The 18,744-nt window shown below is 56.1% G+C and carries 15 protein-coding genes and 5 pseudogenes; 9 read left to right on the forward strand and 11 right to left on the reverse strand.

Annotation, left to right across the window (positions count from 1 at the left end):
* Window positions 1-37: 37 nt before the first annotated feature.
* Complete coding sequence (locus B597_RS43275) at window positions 38-1,990, reverse strand: acetoacetate--CoA ligase (protein WP_003292079.1); 1,953 nt, start codon at window positions 1,988-1,990, stop codon at window positions 38-40.
* Window positions 1,991-2,002: 12 nt separating this feature from the next.
* Window positions 2,003-2,911 (reverse strand): hydroxymethylglutaryl-CoA lyase, encoded by a 909-nt coding sequence (locus B597_RS43280; protein ID WP_003292078.1) that lies wholly within the window; start codon window positions 2,909-2,911, stop codon window positions 2,003-2,005.
* 201 nt (window positions 2,912-3,112) lie between these two features.
* Here B597_RS43280 and B597_RS43285 point away from each other — a divergent pair, with 201 nt between their 5' ends.
* The 3 genes from B597_RS43285 (at window position 3,113) to B597_RS43295 (ending at window position 6,222) form a co-directional block, all read left to right on the forward strand.
* Window positions 3,113-4,174 (forward strand): alcohol dehydrogenase, encoded by a 1,062-nt coding sequence (locus tag B597_RS43285; protein WP_003292076.1) that lies wholly within the window; start codon window positions 3,113-3,115, stop codon window positions 4,172-4,174.
* Between the two features lie 498 nt (window positions 4,175-4,672).
* Window positions 4,673-5,281: a glutathione transferase GstA gene (gstA, locus tag B597_RS43290; RefSeq protein WP_003292074.1), complete on the forward strand. Its 609-nt coding sequence runs from the start codon at window positions 4,673-4,675 to the stop codon at window positions 5,279-5,281.
* A 263-nt stretch (window positions 5,282-5,544) separates the two neighbouring features.
* Complete coding sequence (locus B597_RS43295; RefSeq protein ID WP_003292072.1) at window positions 5,545-6,222, forward strand: type 1 glutamine amidotransferase domain-containing protein; 678 nt, start codon at window positions 5,545-5,547, stop codon at window positions 6,220-6,222.
* 98 nt (window positions 6,223-6,320) lie between these two features.
* On the opposite strand, the pseudogene B597_RS0223790 reads toward B597_RS43295, so the two are convergent.
* Window positions 6,321-7,244 (reverse strand): annotated as a pseudogene (locus B597_RS0223790) (IS3 family transposase); the annotation flags it as partial.
* 250 nt (window positions 7,245-7,494) lie between these two features.
* On the opposite strand from B597_RS0223790, the gene B597_RS47755 reads away from it, so the two are divergent.
* From B597_RS47755 to B597_RS46700, 6 genes and pseudogenes are all read left to right on the forward strand, one after another.
* Window positions 7,495-7,605 carry a recombinase family protein gene (locus B597_RS47755; protein WP_238537205.1) on the forward strand — a complete coding sequence of 37 codons (111 nt, stop codon included), beginning with the start codon at window positions 7,495-7,497 and terminating at the stop codon, window positions 7,603-7,605.
* Window positions 7,602-7,754 (forward strand): annotated as a pseudogene (locus B597_RS43305) (transposase); the annotation flags it as partial. The gene B597_RS47755 and the pseudogene B597_RS43305, both read left to right, overlap by 4 nt.
* Window positions 7,755-7,840: 86 nt before the next feature.
* Window positions 7,841-8,200, forward strand: coding sequence for an IS66 family insertion sequence element accessory protein TnpB (tnpB, locus tag B597_RS43310; RefSeq protein WP_003292067.1), 360 nt, complete (start codon window positions 7,841-7,843; stop codon window positions 8,198-8,200).
* 19 nt (window positions 8,201-8,219) lie between these two features.
* A pseudogene (gene tnpC, locus B597_RS0223795) lies at window positions 8,220-9,780 on the forward strand (IS66 family transposase).
* Between the two features lie 44 nt (window positions 9,781-9,824).
* A pseudogene (locus tag B597_RS43315) lies at window positions 9,825-10,091 on the forward strand (transposase); the annotation flags it as partial.
* A gap of 176 nt (window positions 10,092-10,267) precedes the next feature.
* A pseudogene (locus tag B597_RS46700) lies at window positions 10,268-10,399 on the forward strand (IS5/IS1182 family transposase); the annotation flags it as partial.
* Between the two features lie 244 nt (window positions 10,400-10,643).
* Here the strand turns inward: B597_RS46700 and B597_RS43320 are convergent.
* The 8 genes from B597_RS43320 to B597_RS43350 all read right to left on the reverse strand — a co-directional run bounded on the left by B597_RS43320 (window position 10,644) and on the right by B597_RS43350 (window position 18,731).
* Entirely contained in the window at window positions 10,644-12,044 is a 1,401-nt protein-coding gene (locus B597_RS43320; RefSeq protein ID WP_031323758.1) for an OmpP1/FadL family transporter, read from the reverse strand.
* A 295-nt stretch (window positions 12,045-12,339) separates the two neighbouring features.
* Window positions 12,340-12,459: an alcohol dehydrogenase catalytic domain-containing protein gene (locus tag B597_RS48015; protein WP_157763227.1), complete on the reverse strand. Its 120-nt coding sequence runs from the start codon at window positions 12,457-12,459 to the stop codon at window positions 12,340-12,342.
* Between the two features lie 68 nt (window positions 12,460-12,527).
* Complete coding sequence (locus B597_RS43325) at window positions 12,528-13,196, reverse strand: 2-hydroxychromene-2-carboxylate isomerase (protein ID WP_003292062.1); 669 nt, start codon at window positions 13,194-13,196, stop codon at window positions 12,528-12,530.
* 258 nt (window positions 13,197-13,454) lie between these two features.
* Window positions 13,455-14,459: a dihydrodipicolinate synthase family protein gene (locus B597_RS43330; RefSeq protein WP_003292061.1), complete on the reverse strand. Its 1,005-nt coding sequence runs from the start codon at window positions 14,457-14,459 to the stop codon at window positions 13,455-13,457.
* A 406-nt stretch (window positions 14,460-14,865) separates the two neighbouring features.
* The gene (nahC, locus tag B597_RS43335) at window positions 14,866-15,774 is read right to left on the reverse strand and encodes a 1,2-dihydroxynaphthalene dioxygenase (protein WP_003292059.1); all 909 of its coding nucleotides are present in this window, start codon (window positions 15,772-15,774) and stop codon (window positions 14,866-14,868) included.
* Window positions 15,775-15,801: 27 nt separating this feature from the next.
* A complete protein-coding gene (locus tag B597_RS43340; RefSeq protein WP_014819635.1) occupies window positions 15,802-17,253 on the reverse strand; it encodes an aldehyde dehydrogenase in 1,452 nt (483 codons plus the stop codon).
* A gap of 47 nt (window positions 17,254-17,300) precedes the next feature.
* A complete protein-coding gene (gene hcaB / locus B597_RS43345) occupies window positions 17,301-18,080 on the reverse strand; it encodes a 3-(cis-5,6-dihydroxycyclohexa-1,3-dien-1-yl)propanoate dehydrogenase (RefSeq protein WP_003292057.1) in 780 nt (259 codons plus the stop codon).
* 69 nt (window positions 18,081-18,149) lie between these two features.
* A complete protein-coding gene (locus B597_RS43350; RefSeq protein ID WP_003292055.1) occupies window positions 18,150-18,731 on the reverse strand; it encodes an aromatic-ring-hydroxylating dioxygenase subunit beta in 582 nt (193 codons plus the stop codon).
* Window positions 18,732-18,744 lie beyond the last annotated feature (13 nt).

Raw genomic sequence — 18,744 nt, forward strand, 5'->3', positions numbered from 1 at the left:
AATCAACGTTAGTGATGAAAACAGAGAGGCAGGCTCATTACTCCCGTAACTCAACCCGGTCGCGAAACTCCTCCAGCGCCTCCGGGTTGGCTAATCCCTCGGTATTTCGCACTGGCTGGCCGTGCACTACATTGCGCACGGCCAGTTCCACTATCTTGCCGCTGCGTGTGCGCGGTATGTCCTTTACCGCCAGAATGCGTGCCGGCACATGGCGCGGTGTGGCGTGTTGGCGGATTGCCGATCTGATCAGTTGTTGCAGCCCCTCATCCAATTCCACGCCGTCGCGTAACAGTACGAACAGCACTACCCGCACATCGTCCTGCCATTGCTGGCCGATGGCGACCGATTCCAGCACCTCCTCGATACGTTCCACCTGCCGGTAGATTTCCGCCGTGCCGATGCGTACGCCGCCCGGGTTGAGCACCGCATCCGAACGGCCATGGATGATCAGCCCGCCATGCTCGGTCCGCTCGGCATAGTCCCCATGCGCCCAGATGCCGGGGAAGCGTTCGAAGTAGGCGGCGCGGTAGCGGCTACCGTCGCTGTCGTTCCAGAACCCCAACGGCATGGACGGAAAATGCCGGGTACAGACCAGCTCGCCTTTCTCTCCGACTACCCGTTGGCCGGCCTCGTTCCATACCTCCACGGCCATGCCCAGGCCCGGGCCCTGCAATTCGCCACGCCAGACCGGCAGCAGTGGGTTGCCGAGGGCGAAGCAGGAGACGATATCGGTACCGCCGGAGATGGAGGACAGGCGCAGATCGCTTTTGATGTCGCGATAGACATAGTCGAAGCTCTCCGGGGACAGCGGCGAGCCGGTGGAGAGAATGCTGCGCAGACTGCCCAGGCGGTGGCTGCGTGCCGGTTGTATGCCGGCCTTTTCCAGGGCAGCGAGATACCGGGCGCTGACACCGAAGGCATTGATGCCCTCGGCGTCGATCAGGTCGATCAGCCGGGATTCATGCGGATGAAACGGCGAGCCATCGTAGAGCACCAGTGTGGCGCCGACCGCCAGGCCGGAGGCCAGCCAGTTCCACATCATCCAGCCGCAGGTGGTGTAGTAGAACAGCCGGTCACTGGCTTGCAGGTCGGTATGCAGGCCAAGCTCCTTGAGGTGCTGCAACAGAACACCGCCGCTGCGATGGACAATGCATTTGGGCGCGCCGGTGGTGCCGCTGGAATACAGGATATACAAGGGGTGATCGAAGGGCAGAGCGCGGAACTGCGGTGCGCCACCGGGCTGATAGAACTCCGCCCAATGCTGAACCGCCTGGATACAGTCGGGATGCGGTCCCTGAGCCCCGGCCGGGCCCGGCACGAGGATCAGTTGCTCGACCGTAGGTAGTTGGCGCAGCACTTCGGTGAGCCGGTCGGTCAGATCGATGGACTTGCCGGCATAGTGATAACCGCTGCAGGCGATCAAGACCTTGGGTTCGATCTGGCCAAAACGGTCAATAACACCCTGCGCGCCGAAGTCCGGCGAGCAGGATGACCACACCGCACCCAGGCTGGTGGTGGCAAGCATGGCGACTATCGCTTGCCACCCGTTGGGCAGGATGGCGGCAACACGGTCGCCGGGCATGATGCCGGCAGCTTCCAGGCTGCGCTGCAAGCCAGCCACATGGGCATTCAGTTCGGCAAAACTCAGTTGCTCGTGCACGCCGGCTTCGCTGATGCTGATCAATGCCGGCTGGTCATCCTTGCGCCGTAACAAATGGGCCGCATAATTCAGTGTGGCACCGCGAAACCAGCATGCATCCGGCATGGCAGGGCCTTCCTCAAGCACCTGCTGGGCGGGGGTGTGGAACTCGACCGCAAAGAAATCCGCCAACGCCTGCCAGAAGTCGGCGCGCTCATGAATGCTCCAATCATGCAGCTCGTCATAGCCCGCTAGGTGCAACCCGCAGCGCTGATTCACCTGGATGCGGAAGGCTTCCATGCGGCTCCGAGCGACGGCATCTCTGCTCGGTGACCATAGCGGTTGTGGCATGGCCATTTCTCCTTACTCCTGTTCGTGGGCCAGCAGGGCATGGGCTACCTTGGAGCCGTTGGGACGGCCTAACACATCACAAATGCGCTGGCCGGCCGCAACCAGTCGTTGCAAATCGACACCAGTGTCGATGCCCATGCCCTGCAGCATGTACAGCACATCCTCACTGGCGACATTACCGCTGGCGCCAGGGGCATAGGGGCAACCACCGAGCCCGGCGACCGAGCTGTCGAATACGCTGACGCCTTCCAGCAAGGCGGCATAGATGTTGCTCAATGCCTGCCCGTAGGTATCATGGAAATGCCCCGCCAGCTGCCGCCGGGGCACCTGTGCGGCGACCCGGTCGATCAGTCGGCTGGTGGCGCTGGCCACTCCCACGCCGATGGTGTCACCGAGGGATACTTCATAGCAGCCCATGGCGATCAGCTCGGCGGCGATGCTGGCGACCTGGCTCGGAGCGACGGCGCCGTCATACGGGCAACCCAGCACACAGGAAATGTAGCCGCGTACACGGATGTCCTGGCGCTCGGCTGCAGCCATGACCGGTGCGAAGCGCTGCAGGCTCTCGCTGATCGAGCAGTTGATGTTGCGTTGGGAGAAGCCCTCCGAAGCGGCGGCGAATACCGCCACTTCCGTCACGCCGGCGCCGATAGCTGCCTGCAGACCCTGCAGATTGGGTACCAGCGCGGTGTAACGCACGCCAGGACTGCGTTGGATGCCGGCGAACACCGTTGCGGAATCAGCCATCTGCGGCACCCACTTCGGCGAGACGAAGCTGCCGGTCTCGATATGGCTGACGCCGGCCTCCGTCAGATCGTTCACCAGCCGGACGCGATCCGTCACGCTGATCGGGTGGCGCTCATTCTGCAGTCCGTCCCGTGGGCCGACTTCAACCAGGCGTACGTGGTGGGGTAGGGGCATCGTTATCTCCGGCAGCCAAGCATGTCGAAGAGTATAGCGGCGCCCGGCGGTCCGGGCGGCTATTGAAAGTGTGCGGTTATCGAACATCACATCTGTTGGTCAGCAAGTGGATCTCCTATGCTGCGCTCGTCCAGTGATGGCGGGTCTAGGCCGATGCCTGGCTTGCCTACTCGCTAACAACAAAGTAACAAGGAGAAAAATATGAAGGCAGCCGTCTATTACGGACCGCAGGACATCCGCTGCACCCAGGTGCCTGATGCTGCGATCAAGGCCGATCACGAAATGCTGGTGAGAGTAGTCGCCACCTCCATTTGCGGTTCGGACCTGCACCTGTATCGCGGAGCGCTGGACCCCATCATGGAGAAAGGGGTATCCCAGACCGGCCATGAACTCGTCGGAGAAGTGGTGCAGGTGGGCAGGGCAGTCGGGCGGTTCAAGCCCGGCGACCGAGTCAGCATGGCCTATTCGGCCTCCTGCGGTCACTGCTATATGTGCGAGGTGGGTCAGACGGCGCATTGCGAGACCACGCACAATGCCGTTTATGGCTTTGGGCTTCCCTTCGGCAATCTGAACGGCACCCACGCCGAGGCGCTGGTGCTCCCCTACGCCGATACGCACACGATCAAGGTGCCCAAGGAGATTCCCGACGAGGCTGCACTCACGCTGTCTTGCAACCTGCCTACGGCGGTGATCGCCAATCGCCTCGCGGATATTCAGCCCGGGGAAACCGTGGCGCTGGTGGGCTGCGGTCCGACGGGGTTGATGACCCTCGACATCGCCATGCAGCGCGCCCCAGGCCGGATGGTCGCGCTGGACAAGATCGCCCACCGCCTGGAATACACCCGCAAGCAGGGTGCGGTCGCGATCAATGCAAGCGAGGAAGGCTGGAAGGAGAAGGCCCTCGCCGAAACGGGCGGCCGCGGCTTCGACAAGGTGATCGAAGTGGTTGGCTATCCCGAAGCCTTGCAGATGTGCCTCGACCTGGTACGCCCCGGCGGGACGGTGGTTGCTATCGGCGTGTTCTGCGATGACAAGTTCAACCTCAATCTGGCTGATGTGTTTCTACGCAACATCACGCTGCACATGAATGGTTTCGCCAACGCTCAGCCTTACATGTGGGAAGCCTTGAGGATGATGGAGACTGGAGTGGTGAATCCGGCAACCCTGTTCTCGCATCAGTTCAAGCTGGATCAAGTGGACGACGCGTTCAAGACATTCCACGAGAAAACGGATGGTGCCATGAAGATGCTGATCCGGCCTTGAATACGGCTCTTGGGGTAGCGATAGGGTGCGCCTGCCGCGCAGGCGAGTATTGGCAGTCGTATTTCTGGAGAACTTGAGCAGCGCGCTGGTGACCGACGACCGTGCCCGCCGGAGCCATGAGGTGGGCATCTCTACCAGGAAGCGTTTGCGAGCATGTTCCCGCCGCCGCGCCAACGCGGGATGGACATGCTGGCGAGTGACGAGTCGGACATTCAACAGCAAGGAGACCTTGATTGCCCAGGGGCGAGAGGATCGCGTGATTCTCCTCTCGAGTTCTTATCGCCTGTTTGAGCTGATTGATCGCGTCCCGTAGTATGTCTTCGGTCACTGCGGCCATTGGACGAAAACCAGCATGCCGCGACCTTCAATCGCCTGGTGAGTTTTTTTATTGCCGAGTAGTGACTCGGCTTGTCACCGGAGAAACCAGCGCCGCGTGGCAGTTTGCGGCGGCCCCGCGTAGGGCTGCAATTTGTAGCATGACCCAAAGGAGAAGCAACGATGAAGCTTTACTACAGCCCGGGAGCCTGTTCCCTGTCCCCTCATATCGTCCTCAATGAGGGGGGATTTTCCTTCGAGACGGAAAAGGTCGACCTCGCCACCAAGAAGACCGAAAGCGGTGGCGATTACACCGCCATCAACCCGAATGGCTACGTGCCAGCATTGGTGCTGAAGGACGGTGAGGTGCTGACCGAAGGGTCGGCCATCATCCAGTACCTGGCCGACCGCGTGCCGGAGAAGAAACTCACGCCGCCCGCTGACACGATGGAGCGTTACCGGCTGCAGGAGTGGCTCAACTTCATTTCCACCGAGCTGCACAAAGCGTTTGCCCCGCTATTCAACCCGAACGCGCCGGAGGAATGGAAAACGCAGATGAAAGACCTGCTTGCCCGGCGTTTTGACTACGTGTCAAAGAAACTCGACGGCAAACAGTATCTGATGGGTGACACCTTCACGTCAGCTGACGCCTATCTGTTTACCGTCCTAGGCTGGGGGCAGTGGGCAGCGGTTGATCTTTCACCTTGGCCAGTGCTGACCAGCTATGTCAGCCGCGTTGCCGCTCGGCCGGCCGTGCACGCAACGTTGAAAGCCGAGGGGCTGGTTAGCTGACGGATTTCAGAGCACGCCTTCTGTGAGGGCGAAGCCCCGCAAGTTAGACCTGTGGCGATGTAGAGGAAAAATATGGTTGGACACGGCTGTGGGCGCGACAGTTTGCGCCCACAGCCATGCCCACAAAGACAAACCTGTCTGTGTAGATTCAGACTCGCTCACCGTAGAAATGTATCCGTTAACTAAAAGTATCCATTTGATCATTACCGGATACGCGTCTTGCGCACTTAGCGAGAGGCCACATTTTAACAATGAGGGAAATCATGAAGATATTGATCGTATTGACGTCCCATGACACGTTGGGTGACACCGGCAAGAAAACAGGCTTCTGGTTGGAGGAGTTTGCAGCACCCTATTATGTCCTCAAGGATGCTGGCGCGGAAATCACGCTAGCCTCCCCGAAAGGTGGGCACCCCCCACTCGACCCGAAGAGCGAAGAGCCGGACTTTCAAACTGCAGCAACCGCTCGTTTCAAGCAGGACAAAGAAACACAGGCGGCCCTTGCCAACACCTCGAGGCTTTCAGCCATCAGAGCGGATGAGTACGACGCAGTTTTCTATCCCGGTGGGCACGGGCCGCTGTGGGACCTGTCTGGGGATGCCGACTCGGTCGCGCTGATCGAGGCAATGTATGCCGCCGGCAAACCGGTTTCCGCGGTCTGTCATGCGCCTGGCGTGTTGCGGTATGCCCGCAAACCGGATGGGAGCCCGATAGTCCAAGGCAAACGGGTGACCGGTTTCTCCAATAGCGAAGAGGCCGCAGTCCAATTGACTAATGTCGTGCCATTCCTGGTAGAGGACGAGTTGAAAAAACACGGCGGTGACTATTCCAAAGGACCCGACTGGCTCCCCTTTGCTGTAGTGGACGGAAATCTTGTTACCGGCCAGAACCCTGCCTCATCGGAGGAAGTCGCACATGAAGTGTTGAAAATGCTGCGATGATCTCTGGCGGTTCAAACTTGACAGTCTGGCCTGTGCCTTTCTCCGCCCTCGAAGGAGTTGCGCATCCGGCGACGGCGCTCCAATGAATGTTGTAGTGGTCAACTAATTCCGGACACCTCGATAGGTGGTTTCGACGCCATCGCCCGCTCGTAAACGGTCGGTGGCAGATATCCCAGTTTCGAGTGCAGCCGCTCGTTGTTGTAAAACCCAACGATGTATTCCACGATGTCACGTATCGCTTCTGCGTGATTGGCGTAGTCGCGGCGCCATACCCGCTCCATTTTCAAACTCAGAAAAAAGCGTTCCATCACTGAGTTGTCCCAGCAGTTACCTTTACGGCTCATGCTTTGCTGCATGTCATTTCGCGCCAGCAACGCTCTGTAGCTTGCGCTGGCGTACTGGCTACCGCGATCCGAGTGGGCGATCAGGCCAGGTGGCGGTTGACGCTGAGCAATTGCCAGCTGCATTGCACTACACACCAGCTCGGCAGGCATGTTCGGGGCCATGGACCAACCCACGATCTTGCGTGAGAACAAATCCAATACCACAGCCAGGTACAGCCAGCCGCTGCGGGTCCGGATGTAGGTAATGTCCGCTACCCAGGCCTTGTTTACCGCCTCAGGCTCGAATTGACGATTCAGTACATTGTCGGCAACTGGCAGGTCGTGCTTGCTATCGGTCGTGTGCACAAACTTACGCTTCCAAGCCGAACGCAGGCCGTTGGCACGCATCAAGCGACGAATTTTATAAACGCCGATTTCCATACCCTTGGCGCGCAACGCTTTACGTAACGGACGGCTCCCATAGCAGCCGCCACTCGCATCAAACGACGCTTTGAGCTGCACGGTCACGGGGCAAACCGATGCTGGCGTGTCGGCACGCCTGTTTGCCTCGTAGAACCCCGATCGGCTGACCCCCAGCAGCCGACAGACATACGCCACCGAATAAGCCTTCTGTTGCAGCTGCCGAACCAGGCGATACGTTACTTCAGCTCGCGGGCAAAGAAGGCGGTGGCTTTTTTCCTTAATGAGCTTCCCCCGTTGCCAACCAATGTGCAAGCGGGCTGCGCAAGATCACTGCCGGTCGTATCGATTGCGGCACTCGGCTTGATCGAGCGTCTCTACGTGCTGTCACCGGACCGCCTATCGCGAAAGTACGCGCACCAGGTTCTTCTCATCGAGGAACTGTCGGCGTTCGGCGTCGAGGTCGTGATTCCTCAATCACGCCATCGGCGCGACCCCGGAAGAGGCGCTGTTGCTGCAGATGCAGGGCATGATCGCTGAATACGAGCGCGCCAAGATCATGGAGCGCAATCGTCGCGGCAAGCTTCATGGCGCGAAGCGCGGCAGTGTCAATGTGCTCTCGACGGCGCCCTATGGGTGATCTGGCAGGTCGCGGCACGCCGCAATACTTACAAAAAGCTTGGCAAGAGCAGCCCGCTCTACAAAGCCAAGCGCAAGGTCGAGAAGGCCAAGGCGCAGGTGCGGGCCAAGGTCGAGCACCCGTTTCGGGTGATCAAGCGCCAGTTTGGTTAGTAAGCGCTCCATAAACCCCATCTTCAAACGAACCGATAGCCAGACGATGCTGCGCTCCTGATTTCTTTTCAGGAGCAGCTGCCATGATGCGTCCCGACGCCAAGGTGCAGAAGGTCTATCTCTATCCCAAGCCTGTCGACTTTCGTAAATCCATCAACGGCCTGGCGGCACTCGTCGAGTTGGATATAAAGGTGGAAGTGTTCAACCCGGTACTGTTCGTGTTCCTCAATCGCAGCCGCAACCAGGTGAAGATCCTCTATTGGGAGCGTAATGGTTTCTGCCTGTGGCTCAAACGCCTAGAGGCCGAGCGCTTCAAGACCAAGCCCGATGCCGGCGATGAGCCCATCGAGCTGACGGTCGACGAATTGAACTGGCTGCTCGACGGCATCGACCTCTGGCGAAACCGCCCTCATCAAGTCCTGACGCCGCGTTACGTGGCCTGAGCCGGTATAATCCACGGCCATGATTGCCGTGCCCGATACCCTTCCTGACGATCCCGACGCGCTCAAACAGTTGCTGTCGCAAGTGTTGCTGGCACGTCAATCTGATCTGAACAAAATCAGTCAACTTCAGGAACAGGTCGCTCTGCTGCGCCACAAACTGTTCTCGCCGAAGTCAGAGCGCAGCCCCGAGGATGCGCGACTCGCCGCAGTTGGCCATGTTCAACGAGGCCGAAGAGCTGGTCGAAGAGGGTGCTTGCACTGACGAGCCAGGCGGTGATGGAGCTGAGGCAGAAGAGGTTATGGTGCCGCTCAAGCGCCGTGGCAAGCGCAAGCCGCTGCCGGCCAAGCTACCGCGTATTGACGTCATTCACGAACTGCCCGAGCACGCGCTGACCTGCGAGTGCGGCTGCCGCAAGCAGGCCATCGGCGAAGAAACCAGCGAGCAGCTGGAGATCATCCCGATGCAGGTGCGGGTGATCCGCCATATCCGCAAGACCTATGCCTGCAAGGCCTGCGAAGCGGCACCGGTCACCGCCGACAAGCCAGCCCAGCTGATCGAGAAAAGCCTGGCCAGCCCCAGCGTGCTGGCGATGCTGCTGGCCACCAAGTACGCCGACGGCATCCCGCTGTACCGCTTCGAGAGGATGCTCAGCCGGCACGGCATCGACATCTCTCGCCAGACCCTGGCGCGCTGGGTAATCCAGTGCGGCGAACAGCTGCAACCCGTGATCAACCTGATGCGCGACCGGCTGCTCGACTACCCGGTGCTGCACTGCGACGAAACCCGGCTGCAGGTACTGCATGAGCCGGGTCGTGACCCCACCACGCAATCCTGGATGTGGGTGCAAAGCGGTGGGCCACCCGACAAACCGGTGATCCTGTTCGACTACTCATCCAGCCGTGCGCAGGAAGTACCGCTGCGCCTGCTCGCAGGCTACCGCGGCTACCTGATGACTGACGACTATGCCGGCTACAACGCCGTGGCCGCACAAGAGGGCATCGAACGCCTGGCCTGCTGGGCGCATGCGCGACGCAAGTTCGTCGAAGCACAGAAGGTGCAGCCCAAGGGCAAGACCGGGCGCGCCGACATCGTGCTGAACCTGATCAATAAGCTTTACGGCATCGAGCGTGAGCTGAAAGAAGCCGACGACAGCGGGCGCCTCGCCGCCCGCCAGCAGCGCAGCCGACCGATCATCGACCAACTTAAGACCTGGCTGGACAAGACCCAACCACAGGTCGCCGGACAGACCGCCCTGGGCAAGGCGGTGAACTACCTGGCCAGCAACTGGAGCCGCTTGGTGCGCTACCTCGAAGGCGGCCACCTGCCAATCGACAACAACCGCGCCGAGAACGCCATCCGCCCGTTCGTCATCGGCCGCAAGAACTGGCTGTTCAGCGACACCCCGAAAGGCGCCAGGGCCAGCGCGCAGATCTACAGCCTGATCGAAACCGCCAAGGCCAACGGCCAGGAACCTTACGCCTGGCTGCGCCACATCCTCGAACGCCTGCCGACCGCCAGCAGCGTAGACGACTGCGAAGCACTGCTGCCATGGAACTGCTCGCCAGCAACTGCATCCTGACTTGCGAACCTTGTTAGCGGTAGGTGGGTTTATGGAGCGCTTACGTCGCGGCACGCCGCAGCACTTACAAGAAGCTTGGCAAGAGCAGCCCGCTCTACAAAGCCAAGCGCAAGGTCGAGAAGGCCAAGGCGCAGGTGCGGGCGAAGGTCGAGCACCCGTTTCGGGTGATCAAGCGCCAGTTTGGTTACACCAAAGTTCGCTTTCGAGGGCTGGTGAAGAACACGGCGCAGTTGGTGACGCTGTTCGCCCTGTCGAACCTGTGGATGGCGCGCCGACATTTACTGGCGAATACAGGAGAGGTGCGCCTGTAATGCGGGAAATGGCCGCCGCGAGGTGCTCGCGGCGGCTAAAAACCCAGAAAGAATGGATGATTCGATCGTTTTTTAGACGAATCGCCGCTTTTGAAATTGGCAGGGCTGAAGTCAGCCAGAAATACGTGACTACTTCAGACCGTCCTTAGCGGTAGGTGGGTTTATGGAGCGCTTACTTTGGTTACACCAAAGTTCGCTTTCGAGGGCTGGTGAAGAACACGGCGCAGTTGGTGACGCTGTTCGCCCTGTCGAACCTGTGGATGGCGCGCCGACATTTACTGGCGAATACAGGAGAGGTGCGCCTGTAATGCGGGAAATGGCCGCCGCGAGGTGCTCGCGGCGGCTAAAAATCCAGAAAGAATGGATGATTCGATCGTTTTTTAGACGAATCGCCGCTTTTAAAATTGGCAGGGCTGAAGTCAGCCAGAAATACGTGACTACTTCAGACCATCCTAGTCAACCAGATCGCTATTGCCCCCGAAGATCGAGCCAACAAAGACAGCGGCTAAAATTAATTAGTACGAACTTCAGATGCTCACGATAGCGATTTAATCAGAATGAATAATTATAGGCTAAGACGAAATTATCTTGCGACATGGACGATCTCACGGGCGACGAGGTGTTGTAAGCCGATCGATTGGTCATACTTTGCTCGAAGGCATGCGAATACGCAGCATCGAACCTACCCGATTTTGATACTTGGTAGCTGAATCCCAAGGAAGCGTGTTTCCGCAAAATACCCGGAACTAGCGCCAACAATCCCTCATCATTAAAGGGCTGCGTCGCCTGACGGTAACCTGCTCGCACTGTTAAATTCGGGGTAGCTGCATACGAAGCCCCAATCGCCACTATTGTTTGATCCTTGGCATTTTGAGGAAGTCTTAAGTCGACATCACCAACATCACTAGAAAACCCTACCTTTATATCCTTCCAGGCATCCTTCCAAAAAACGCGAGACACATCAACAGCAACGAGTAATTTGTCCGTAACTTGGTGGCTCAGACCCACGTCAAGTTTGGCAGGGGTATTAAAGTCTAAAACACGAACCTCGCCCTCGATAGGCACATTACCGATGAGGCCATCTACCGCGGTAACAGTCCCCTTCCCTTTCAAATCGTTCATATGGCTTTTGAGCATGTAGGAGATACCCAACTTGGTCGTTGGCGTAATCTTATATAGCAAACCTAACCTACCCGAGTATCCCCAACCATCGACACCACTCGCAAGTTCCTTGTTTTGGCTAACGCTCAAATGCACACCCCGCGGGTCGGGTAAAGTGCCGATCAAGCCCAACAGCGAACCGGACACACGCCCATCACCGGCGAGACTACCCAACTGGTTCGTTCCCAGCAAATAATCGAGATTCAAAGCAGTCCATTTTGCATCTAGCGATCCACCGATAACAAGACGATCGTTAATCTTAAAACTCACGGCAAAAGGTATGTCAAGTACAAACAAGCGACTGGCGTTCTCAAGGCCGGTATCAGCATCGGCGGCATAGCCCATTCCGCCAATATCGCCGCGGGACAAAAAACTGTCCTTCCCATACTCGACCCCTATCCCCGCTTGTGCGAATATGCCCGCGCCAAAGGTCCAGTTAGAAACTTTACGGATAAAAGCAAGCTGAGGGGCAACATAGGGGCCTCTATTATTAGAATGCCGACTTGATGACGCTTTCTCGCCTGTACCAAGATTGGTGGCGCTGATATCTGTGGTAATCAGATCTAGCCCTAGCAGTATTTCACCTGTCGCATCAGACAAGTCCATTGTCGCTGGGTTGACCATCATTGACGCGGGCCCGACATAATGAGCAACAGCCGTACCGCCCATGCTTCTGGAAACCGCGCCAAAGCCCTCCAAAAACACACCATCCGTCGCTACCGCATGGCTTGACGCAATACCCAAGATCGCAGTACTAATTGTTTTATTGAGTAAATTTGTTTTTTTAATCATATGTTCCACCGTTTATTAATTTTGTTTTTGGGATACAACATAACTAAAAGCAAACTGCCCGCAACCTTAGAAAAGCCCACACGAGCCGCGTAATTCTACCAGCACGTTTCAACCAATATGGAGCACCGGCTTGAGCGTGACCCCTTCTTCCGAGTCTTCGGCGGCTCGATTGATTTCCTCAAAAGGATAAAACTTAATTAGCTTGTAAAATAGAAACTTCCCCTGGCGATAAAGTTCCACCAACCTCGGAATAAAAATATCTGAAATCGACTGATCTTCGACGATTCCACGAAGCTTACGATTGAATAGCAGGAACTACACCAGGCCCTTCATGCCCTAAAACCATCGGGAGCGGAACCGGATAATGCTGATCGCGACAAATCAGATCCGTATGACACAACCCGGTCGCAACCAATATAACGAGAACTTGATCTTCTGCAGCTCATTAAGAGCTACATGCCCGAATAAGAATGGGCCGTTTTTTTACGGACTATTGCCGCTTTGATTTCCATCTCCTTCTGTTACCGGTTTTACTCCGGTTTCCCCCGCGGCGGCTATTCCAGCACTACAGCCGCACCTCAGTGTGTTCTCGAGCATAAATAGACGGTCGTTGCCCCACCACATTTGATCGCCCAAAAACATCGTTGGTACACCGAATACTTTACGTTCGATGGCGGCCTGGGTATGCTCATCATACGCATTTGTTGCAGCGTCGCTGCTGAGAAACTCCTCGAAAGCAGCGCGATCCCACCCTAGAGTCCCGCACACTAGGGCAAGCAGGCTTTCCGAGTCCAGAGCTATACCTTCCCCCCAAACTGCATTGAATACTGTATTCACGTAAGCAGCAGTCTGCGTTTCGGCACCCGAGTAATAGAGCCCAGCATTCATCCGTTGGCTATTGTAATTGGCAGGAAATAAAAACGGTAATCCGTACAGCTCGGCCCAGCGTTTTAAATCCACCATCAAATAGGCAAGTTTGACTTTCAGATCGCGATTGGAGGGGCCTACGTTTCCGATGGCGATTTTGGCTCGCGCCAAATCAATCGAGTGATAGCGAATGGAAAAGCTATAATCGTGGGCTAGCTTCGACAAGCGATGGTTAGCCAAGTAAGAAAAAGGGCTCAAAAAGTCGAAATAGAAATCAACAATCACAATCAAACACTCCAAAAAACTAAGCCAACCAACAGTGGGTTGCCTCATCAAGGATGGCACCCATCGTCGGCTTGATATGCTGGCTTCATTCGGTATTCCTAAAGCCTGACTTCACACCCGAGTCTGCGAGACTAGCAGTCTTAGCTAAATTTGCCGAACTGGCGACGCCTACTAGTAGCGCAAGAAATATGATTAATCTAATATATTTCAAATCGTTCAGCGTCTTTTCCAGCATTTCGCCAGACCAATCGAGTTGGACTACTTCAATTCCTTGCTGTATTTAGCATGCAGTGCGGCCCAAGCTTTGCCTGACTTAAGGGCGCCAGCAATATAGTCTTCTGGGACGATGTTATAGGGCGGACGGCATGGTCCAGCTGTGAGCCAGCCAGCTGCATCCATGCGTGCTTTTTCAAGTCCGATGTTGTATTTCGAGAACTCCGAAAAGTCGCCACGCGGAAACAATGTCGAATCGGCTGCGCGCATGTCATCGGAGATGGCTTTGGCCTTGATCCAGTCACCGCTGCTCTTGGCCTGATCCACTGCATCACGCAACATGATGGCGGTAGCCGGGCCGCACATGGAGCCGCTTGACCAGAACGCGGTCATGCGCTCAGGATTGATGCGTGCGGCCGCGTAATAGTCATCCTCGTGTGGAAGGAAGCGGATGTTGGGTGCCAATTTCAGGTCCAAGTCAAGCATTCCGATGCCTAGATATTTGGCAGTTACTACCTGCGGAATTTTGGACATTTCTGCCCAGAAGGGGCGAGGGAAGTCGAACTTGAAGGCTTCAGGGTTAGCGTAAATCGCAATGGCAGCCTCCGGTACCGCCTCTGCAACATCACGATAGAACTGGACCGCTGTGGGCAGGTCCATCTTCACCCACATTGGGACACCGAGCATGGTACCGCTGGCGCCCATATCCATAAACTCACGAGTTTGGCGGATGACTTCGCGGGTATTCAAGGCCGTGGTGCCGCAGAAATAAGGCACGCGACCACGAATGGTTTCGACAATCGTCGAAACATAGTCACGTTTTTCCTCCCAGGTCAACGTAGCGCACTCGCCAAAAGTGCCCATACTTAAAATTCCGTTGACACCAGCCGCAATCAGTTCTTCAACTATGCGAGCAGTCTCGTTTAAGTCAACTGTGTTAGTGCTGCGCCAGTTAGAAGCATCCGGAGTAGCCGGCGTTGGCATAATAGCCCAGACACCATGGATATCCTCGGCAGTAAGACGCGCTGGTTTCATAGTTTTATTCGACATGGAGACACTCTTGGTTAGGTAAAAAAGCTGGAACTAGGTTAGTCAGAATCGTTGTCCAATCGCGACCGACTCCAAATTACGGATCTAGAGTTACCGTAGCTGTAGCCTCTTGGAGCCCAATCACCCTTATACGTTCGGTTTAAGGAACAGCTTCCGGATATCAATACTAACGAGCCAGTCGCTCGTTAAGTCAACATGAACTTGCAGTGCTGGGCCCCATGCATGATCTGCATCGAACGACTGAGACTAGCATCCTCATTCGCCACGATCCTTGCATAATCTATTACAGCCCCGATGTGAGGGTGAACCGGAGCAAAATCGGGAAAATTAATACTGCAGGAGCATAAGTAATTTTCCCCAACGCATATCTGGAAGAGAGCCTGCGCCTGTAACTTTGGTTGTAGTTTTAACTCAATTTTACATCCATGCCGTAGCCAGTGGTCTCGATACCATGGCCAAAGATGTCTCCAACGTAGTACTCCGCTTCGTCTATGGCCTTGGCACCTCGCCAGCCGGGCTCAATGAGCCAGCCGGAAGGTGTTGCGCCATAGAACGTCAGCGCCTTGTCGTTAGCATGAATGCCAAGTTGCAAGGCAATGTCAATGTCGTTCTTTACAAACTGTTGATGGGTGTATCCCAGATCCTCTATGTCGGTGTACTCAAGCATCACATGATTGAGCCTCTTTTCAGCGGGCATGGCACCAAACCCAATGGAGTGGTCCCGACCATTGCAATGCATGAACGTTAGTTCGCCAGTCATGCCGTTGGGCAGCGGGATCCGGTATTCGACGTCCCCACGCAATCCCAGAAGACTATAGAACTTGTGAGCAGCTTCGACATCGGTCTGGCGAACGATGCAATGACCCAGGCCTTGGTCACCAGTCACAAACTTGCCGTGCAGGGGGCGGCCGGGATGGAACGGGTTGCTCATGTCGATCCGCGGCCCCCAGAATATCTCGGTCGGGTTGCCGCCTGGATCTACTGTCTTCATCAGGCCCAACACCATTCGTTCCTGAGCCTCGGCTTTATCGCAGACGCGAACATCGTAACCGGCGTCAATGAGTTTTTGACCGAGAGCCTCGAACTCCGGTTTTCCGGACACACGCCAGCCCAGGTATTCCAGGTCGTCCTGGCCGTTATGATGGACCACGATTCGATGATGCCAGTAATCCATACGTAGATAGAAACGGTCCTTCTCACCTTCATCAAGAACTTGCAGGCCCAGCATATTCGTGGCGAATGATTTCCACGCATCAGGATCCTTGACCGAGATGCCCATGTATCCGAGTTCAATAACTGCAGGTTGCTTACTCATAGTTTGATTCCATGGAGTTAGTGCTTATTAGAAGGGATACTGCTGCTCGAAAGGCTCGATGGTCAGCCACTTGAGCTCTGTGAACTCATCGATCACAGCACGGCCGTCGAAGCGCCCGTAGCCAGTGTTCTTAGTGCCTCCGTATGGAGCCTGCGCCTCGCTTTGGACAGTCGATCCGTTAATGTGCACTGAACCATATTCGATGGACATGCCCACGCGCAAAGCACGGTTGATGTCGCGGCCAAATACGCCCGACGACAGGCCATAGGCGCTGTCGTTGGCAATGCGAATGGCCTCTGCTTCGCCGTTGCAACGGATCACCACAGTGATGGGACCGAAGGTCTCCTCATCGTAGATCCGCATGTTGGATTTGACGTGATCCAGGATCGTGGCCGGCATGACCGCACCTTGGGCCATGCCGCCGCAGGCAACTGTGGCTCCTTTGTCGATCGCGTCCTTGAACAAACCATTGATCCGCTCGCCTGAATTTGGCGAGACCATTGGGCCGATGATGCAGTCGCCAGTTACGCATGGGTCGCCCGCGCTCAAACGCTTGGCCTTTTCGGCAAACTTGGCGACAAATTCGTCGGCGATCTTCTCATCAACCACCAAGCGCTCAGTGGACATGCAGATCTGACCTTGGAACAGGAAGCTACCGAACACCGCTGCCTTGACAGCTGCGTCGATGTCCGCGTCATCCAGAACAATAAGTGGGGACTTGCCACCGAGCTCCAGCAGGCAGCGCTTGAGGTGTTGCGCGGCCTTCTGCGCGATAATACTGCCCACGCGGGTGGAGCCCGTGAAGTTGATGCGTCGGATCTCCTTGGCTGAGATCAGTGCGTCGGCGATCTCGGGCGAACGGTCAGGCGAAGAGTTGAGATAGTTGAGCACGCCAGCAGGCAGCCCGGCTTCCTGCACGCACTGGGTGATCAGGGCATGCGTCGCGGGACTAAACTCAGAACCTTTGAATACCACCGCGTTGCCGCAGACCAGCGGATAAGCGATGGCTCGTGCCGCCAGCACTGCGGTGCCGTTCCACGGCACGATGCTCAGGATCGGACCGACCGGCTGACGTAGCGTCATTGAGAGCGTGTCAGACTTGTCTGTCGGAATAGTTTCCCCCTGAATTTGTGTAGCCAGCGATGCCGCTTCACGGAACACATTGGCTGACATCTGGACATTGAAGCCGGCCCAAAGAGCGGAGGCTCCCACCTCCTTGGCCATCACTTCGATAAACTCGGGTGTTTTACTTTCCATAACCTCAGCGACCCTCAGCAGAAGGCGGCGACGCTCCGAAGGTCCAACAGTCTTCCAGGTCTGGAAAGCCTCTTGGGCAGCTTGCGCGGCCTTTAACGCATCCATCACCGTGGAGTTTGCACACTCCGTCATCACCTCACCACTGACGGGGTGCTTTCGCTCGAAGGTCTGTTGGTCACTGGAATTGACCCAGACATTGTTGATAAACAATTTTGTATTCATGCGGTTTTACCAGAAATTTAGTTATTATTTCAAGATAGGCGACAAACCTACTTGCGACCGAGCGCCATCCCTCCATCTATATTAATGACAGTCCCGGTAATGAATTTCCCTTGATCTCGCGACGCCAACAACAAATAGGGTGCCACTACGTCTTCGGCCTTGGCTGCAAATCCAAGAGGCGTTAGACCCTTGATCATGTCCTCGATACCGGGCATGTTTTCCATGTGAGTTTTGTCGAAGCCGGCGCTTGCGGGACCGCACAGAGGCGTCACAGTGCCGCCCGGTGCTACGGCGTTGACGCGAATGTGGGGAGCCAATTCGTAAGCCAAAGCTTTCATCATGCCCAGGACCGCATGCTTGCTGGCGATGTAGCAAGAACCACCAGCACCGACCGCATGGGACGACACTGAAGCGGTCATCACCACTGATCCGCTAGTCTTTTTCAGTTCCTGCAGGGCGGCCCTGATACCGCTGAAATAGCTCTTGACATTGATGTTGAATATCTCATCAAAACTGCTCGATATTTTCTCCCAAGGCTCTTCGATGCCAAGCATGTAATCCCAAATACCGGCATTTGCAATGAAACAATCGAGATGGCCGAATCTATCGGTTGTTTGCTTTATCAGCTTCTCATTTGTTGCGTGGTCCCGGACATCGCCCACGACGATCTCGAGTGCGTCCTTGAACTCATTGCAAAGGCTCGCCTTTTGCTCCTCGTTTTGTACGAGAGCGGATACGCAATAACCGGCGGACTTAAAGGATCGAACCAGTTCGAGACCAATTCCTGAGCCAGCACCGGTTATCGAAACGACTTGTTGATTGCTCATACACACAAATTTCCTTTTGAACAATGGGACCGCTTGTAGCAGTCACCATTTGTAAAGGCGATTATTGGGTCACATAAAGATCATCACATTGTGCGTCTGGAATGTGCGCTCTGGATAATCAATCAATCGTTGGACCAACTTACGCGCTCCATCTTCGCCGCGCTTCCATTTATCCTCCCGAGTGGCATAGAAGACATCGACTTGATTGCCGCGTCGTGCTCGGTGAACAATTAGGTTGGAGCGAATGTGAAGCAAATCTTCATTTTCGTCCATTGCAGCCTGGATATTTGTGATGAAACGAGTAAAGCGCACCTTTGGACTATTGCCCCAGTTTTGCGGATCCAGTTGATGCGCTACGCGAACTTCCAGTTGTTCATAATTCTCGTTGAAAATGTTCATGGTTTCATTGAGCTGGTAACGGCGCTCGGAAGCTGAGCGCAGTTCGCGTGAGATAATCTGATATTTCACCTCTGAGTCCACGCAGTGCTCTAACCAGGCGCGGTAAGCCTGAATGTCTAAAAGATGCGCTTCCCGGGTTAGCAACGTGGTAGCTTCTTGTTGCAAAGCCTCGTCGCCGGAATTGAAGAAACGAAGAAACTCTTCGGCGTCGTGGGCGGAGACAAGCTTGTCTTCCTGAATATTAATCATCATGGTCCCTCTCGTC

Source organism: Stutzerimonas stutzeri KOS6, assembly GCF_000307775.2.
Classification (GTDB): Bacteria; Pseudomonadota; Gammaproteobacteria; order Pseudomonadales; family Pseudomonadaceae; genus Stutzerimonas; species Stutzerimonas stutzeri_B.

Coding starts and splice junctions, on each gene's coding strand:
- B597_RS43330 (WP_003292061.1), bottom strand. CDS start 14,459: ATGTCGAATAAAACTATGAAACCAGCGCGTCTTACTGCCGAGGATATC.
- tnpB (WP_003292067.1), top strand. CDS start 7,841: ATGATGCGTCCCGACGCCAAGGTGCAGAAGGTCTATCTCTATCCCAAG.
- B597_RS43340 (WP_014819635.1), bottom strand. CDS start 17,253: ATGAATACAAAATTGTTTATCAACAATGTCTGGGTCAATTCCAGTGAC.
- nahC (WP_003292059.1), bottom strand. CDS start 15,774: ATGAGTAAGCAACCTGCAGTTATTGAACTCGGATACATGGGCATCTCG.
- B597_RS43350 (WP_003292055.1), bottom strand. CDS start 18,731: ATGATGATTAATATTCAGGAAGACAAGCTTGTCTCCGCCCACGACGCC.
- B597_RS43295 (WP_003292072.1), top strand. CDS start 5,545: ATGAAGATATTGATCGTATTGACGTCCCATGACACGTTGGGTGACACC.
- B597_RS43285 (WP_003292076.1), top strand. CDS start 3,113: ATGAAGGCAGCCGTCTATTACGGACCGCAGGACATCCGCTGCACCCAG.
- B597_RS43320 (WP_031323758.1), bottom strand. CDS start 12,044: ATGATTAAAAAAACAAATTTACTCAATAAAACAATTAGTACTGCGATC.
- B597_RS47755 (WP_238537205.1), top strand. CDS start 7,495: ATGATCGCTGAATACGAGCGCGCCAAGATCATGGAGCGCAATCGTCGC.
- B597_RS43275 (WP_003292079.1), bottom strand. CDS start 1,990: ATGCCACAACCGCTATGGTCACCGAGCAGAGATGCCGTCGCTCGGAGC.
- gstA (WP_003292074.1), top strand. CDS start 4,673: ATGAAGCTTTACTACAGCCCGGGAGCCTGTTCCCTGTCCCCTCATATC.
- B597_RS43280 (WP_003292078.1), bottom strand. CDS start 2,911: ATGCCCCTACCCCACCACGTACGCCTGGTTGAAGTCGGCCCACGGGAC.
- hcaB (WP_003292057.1), bottom strand. CDS start 18,080: ATGAGCAATCAACAAGTCGTTTCGATAACCGGTGCTGGCTCAGGAATT.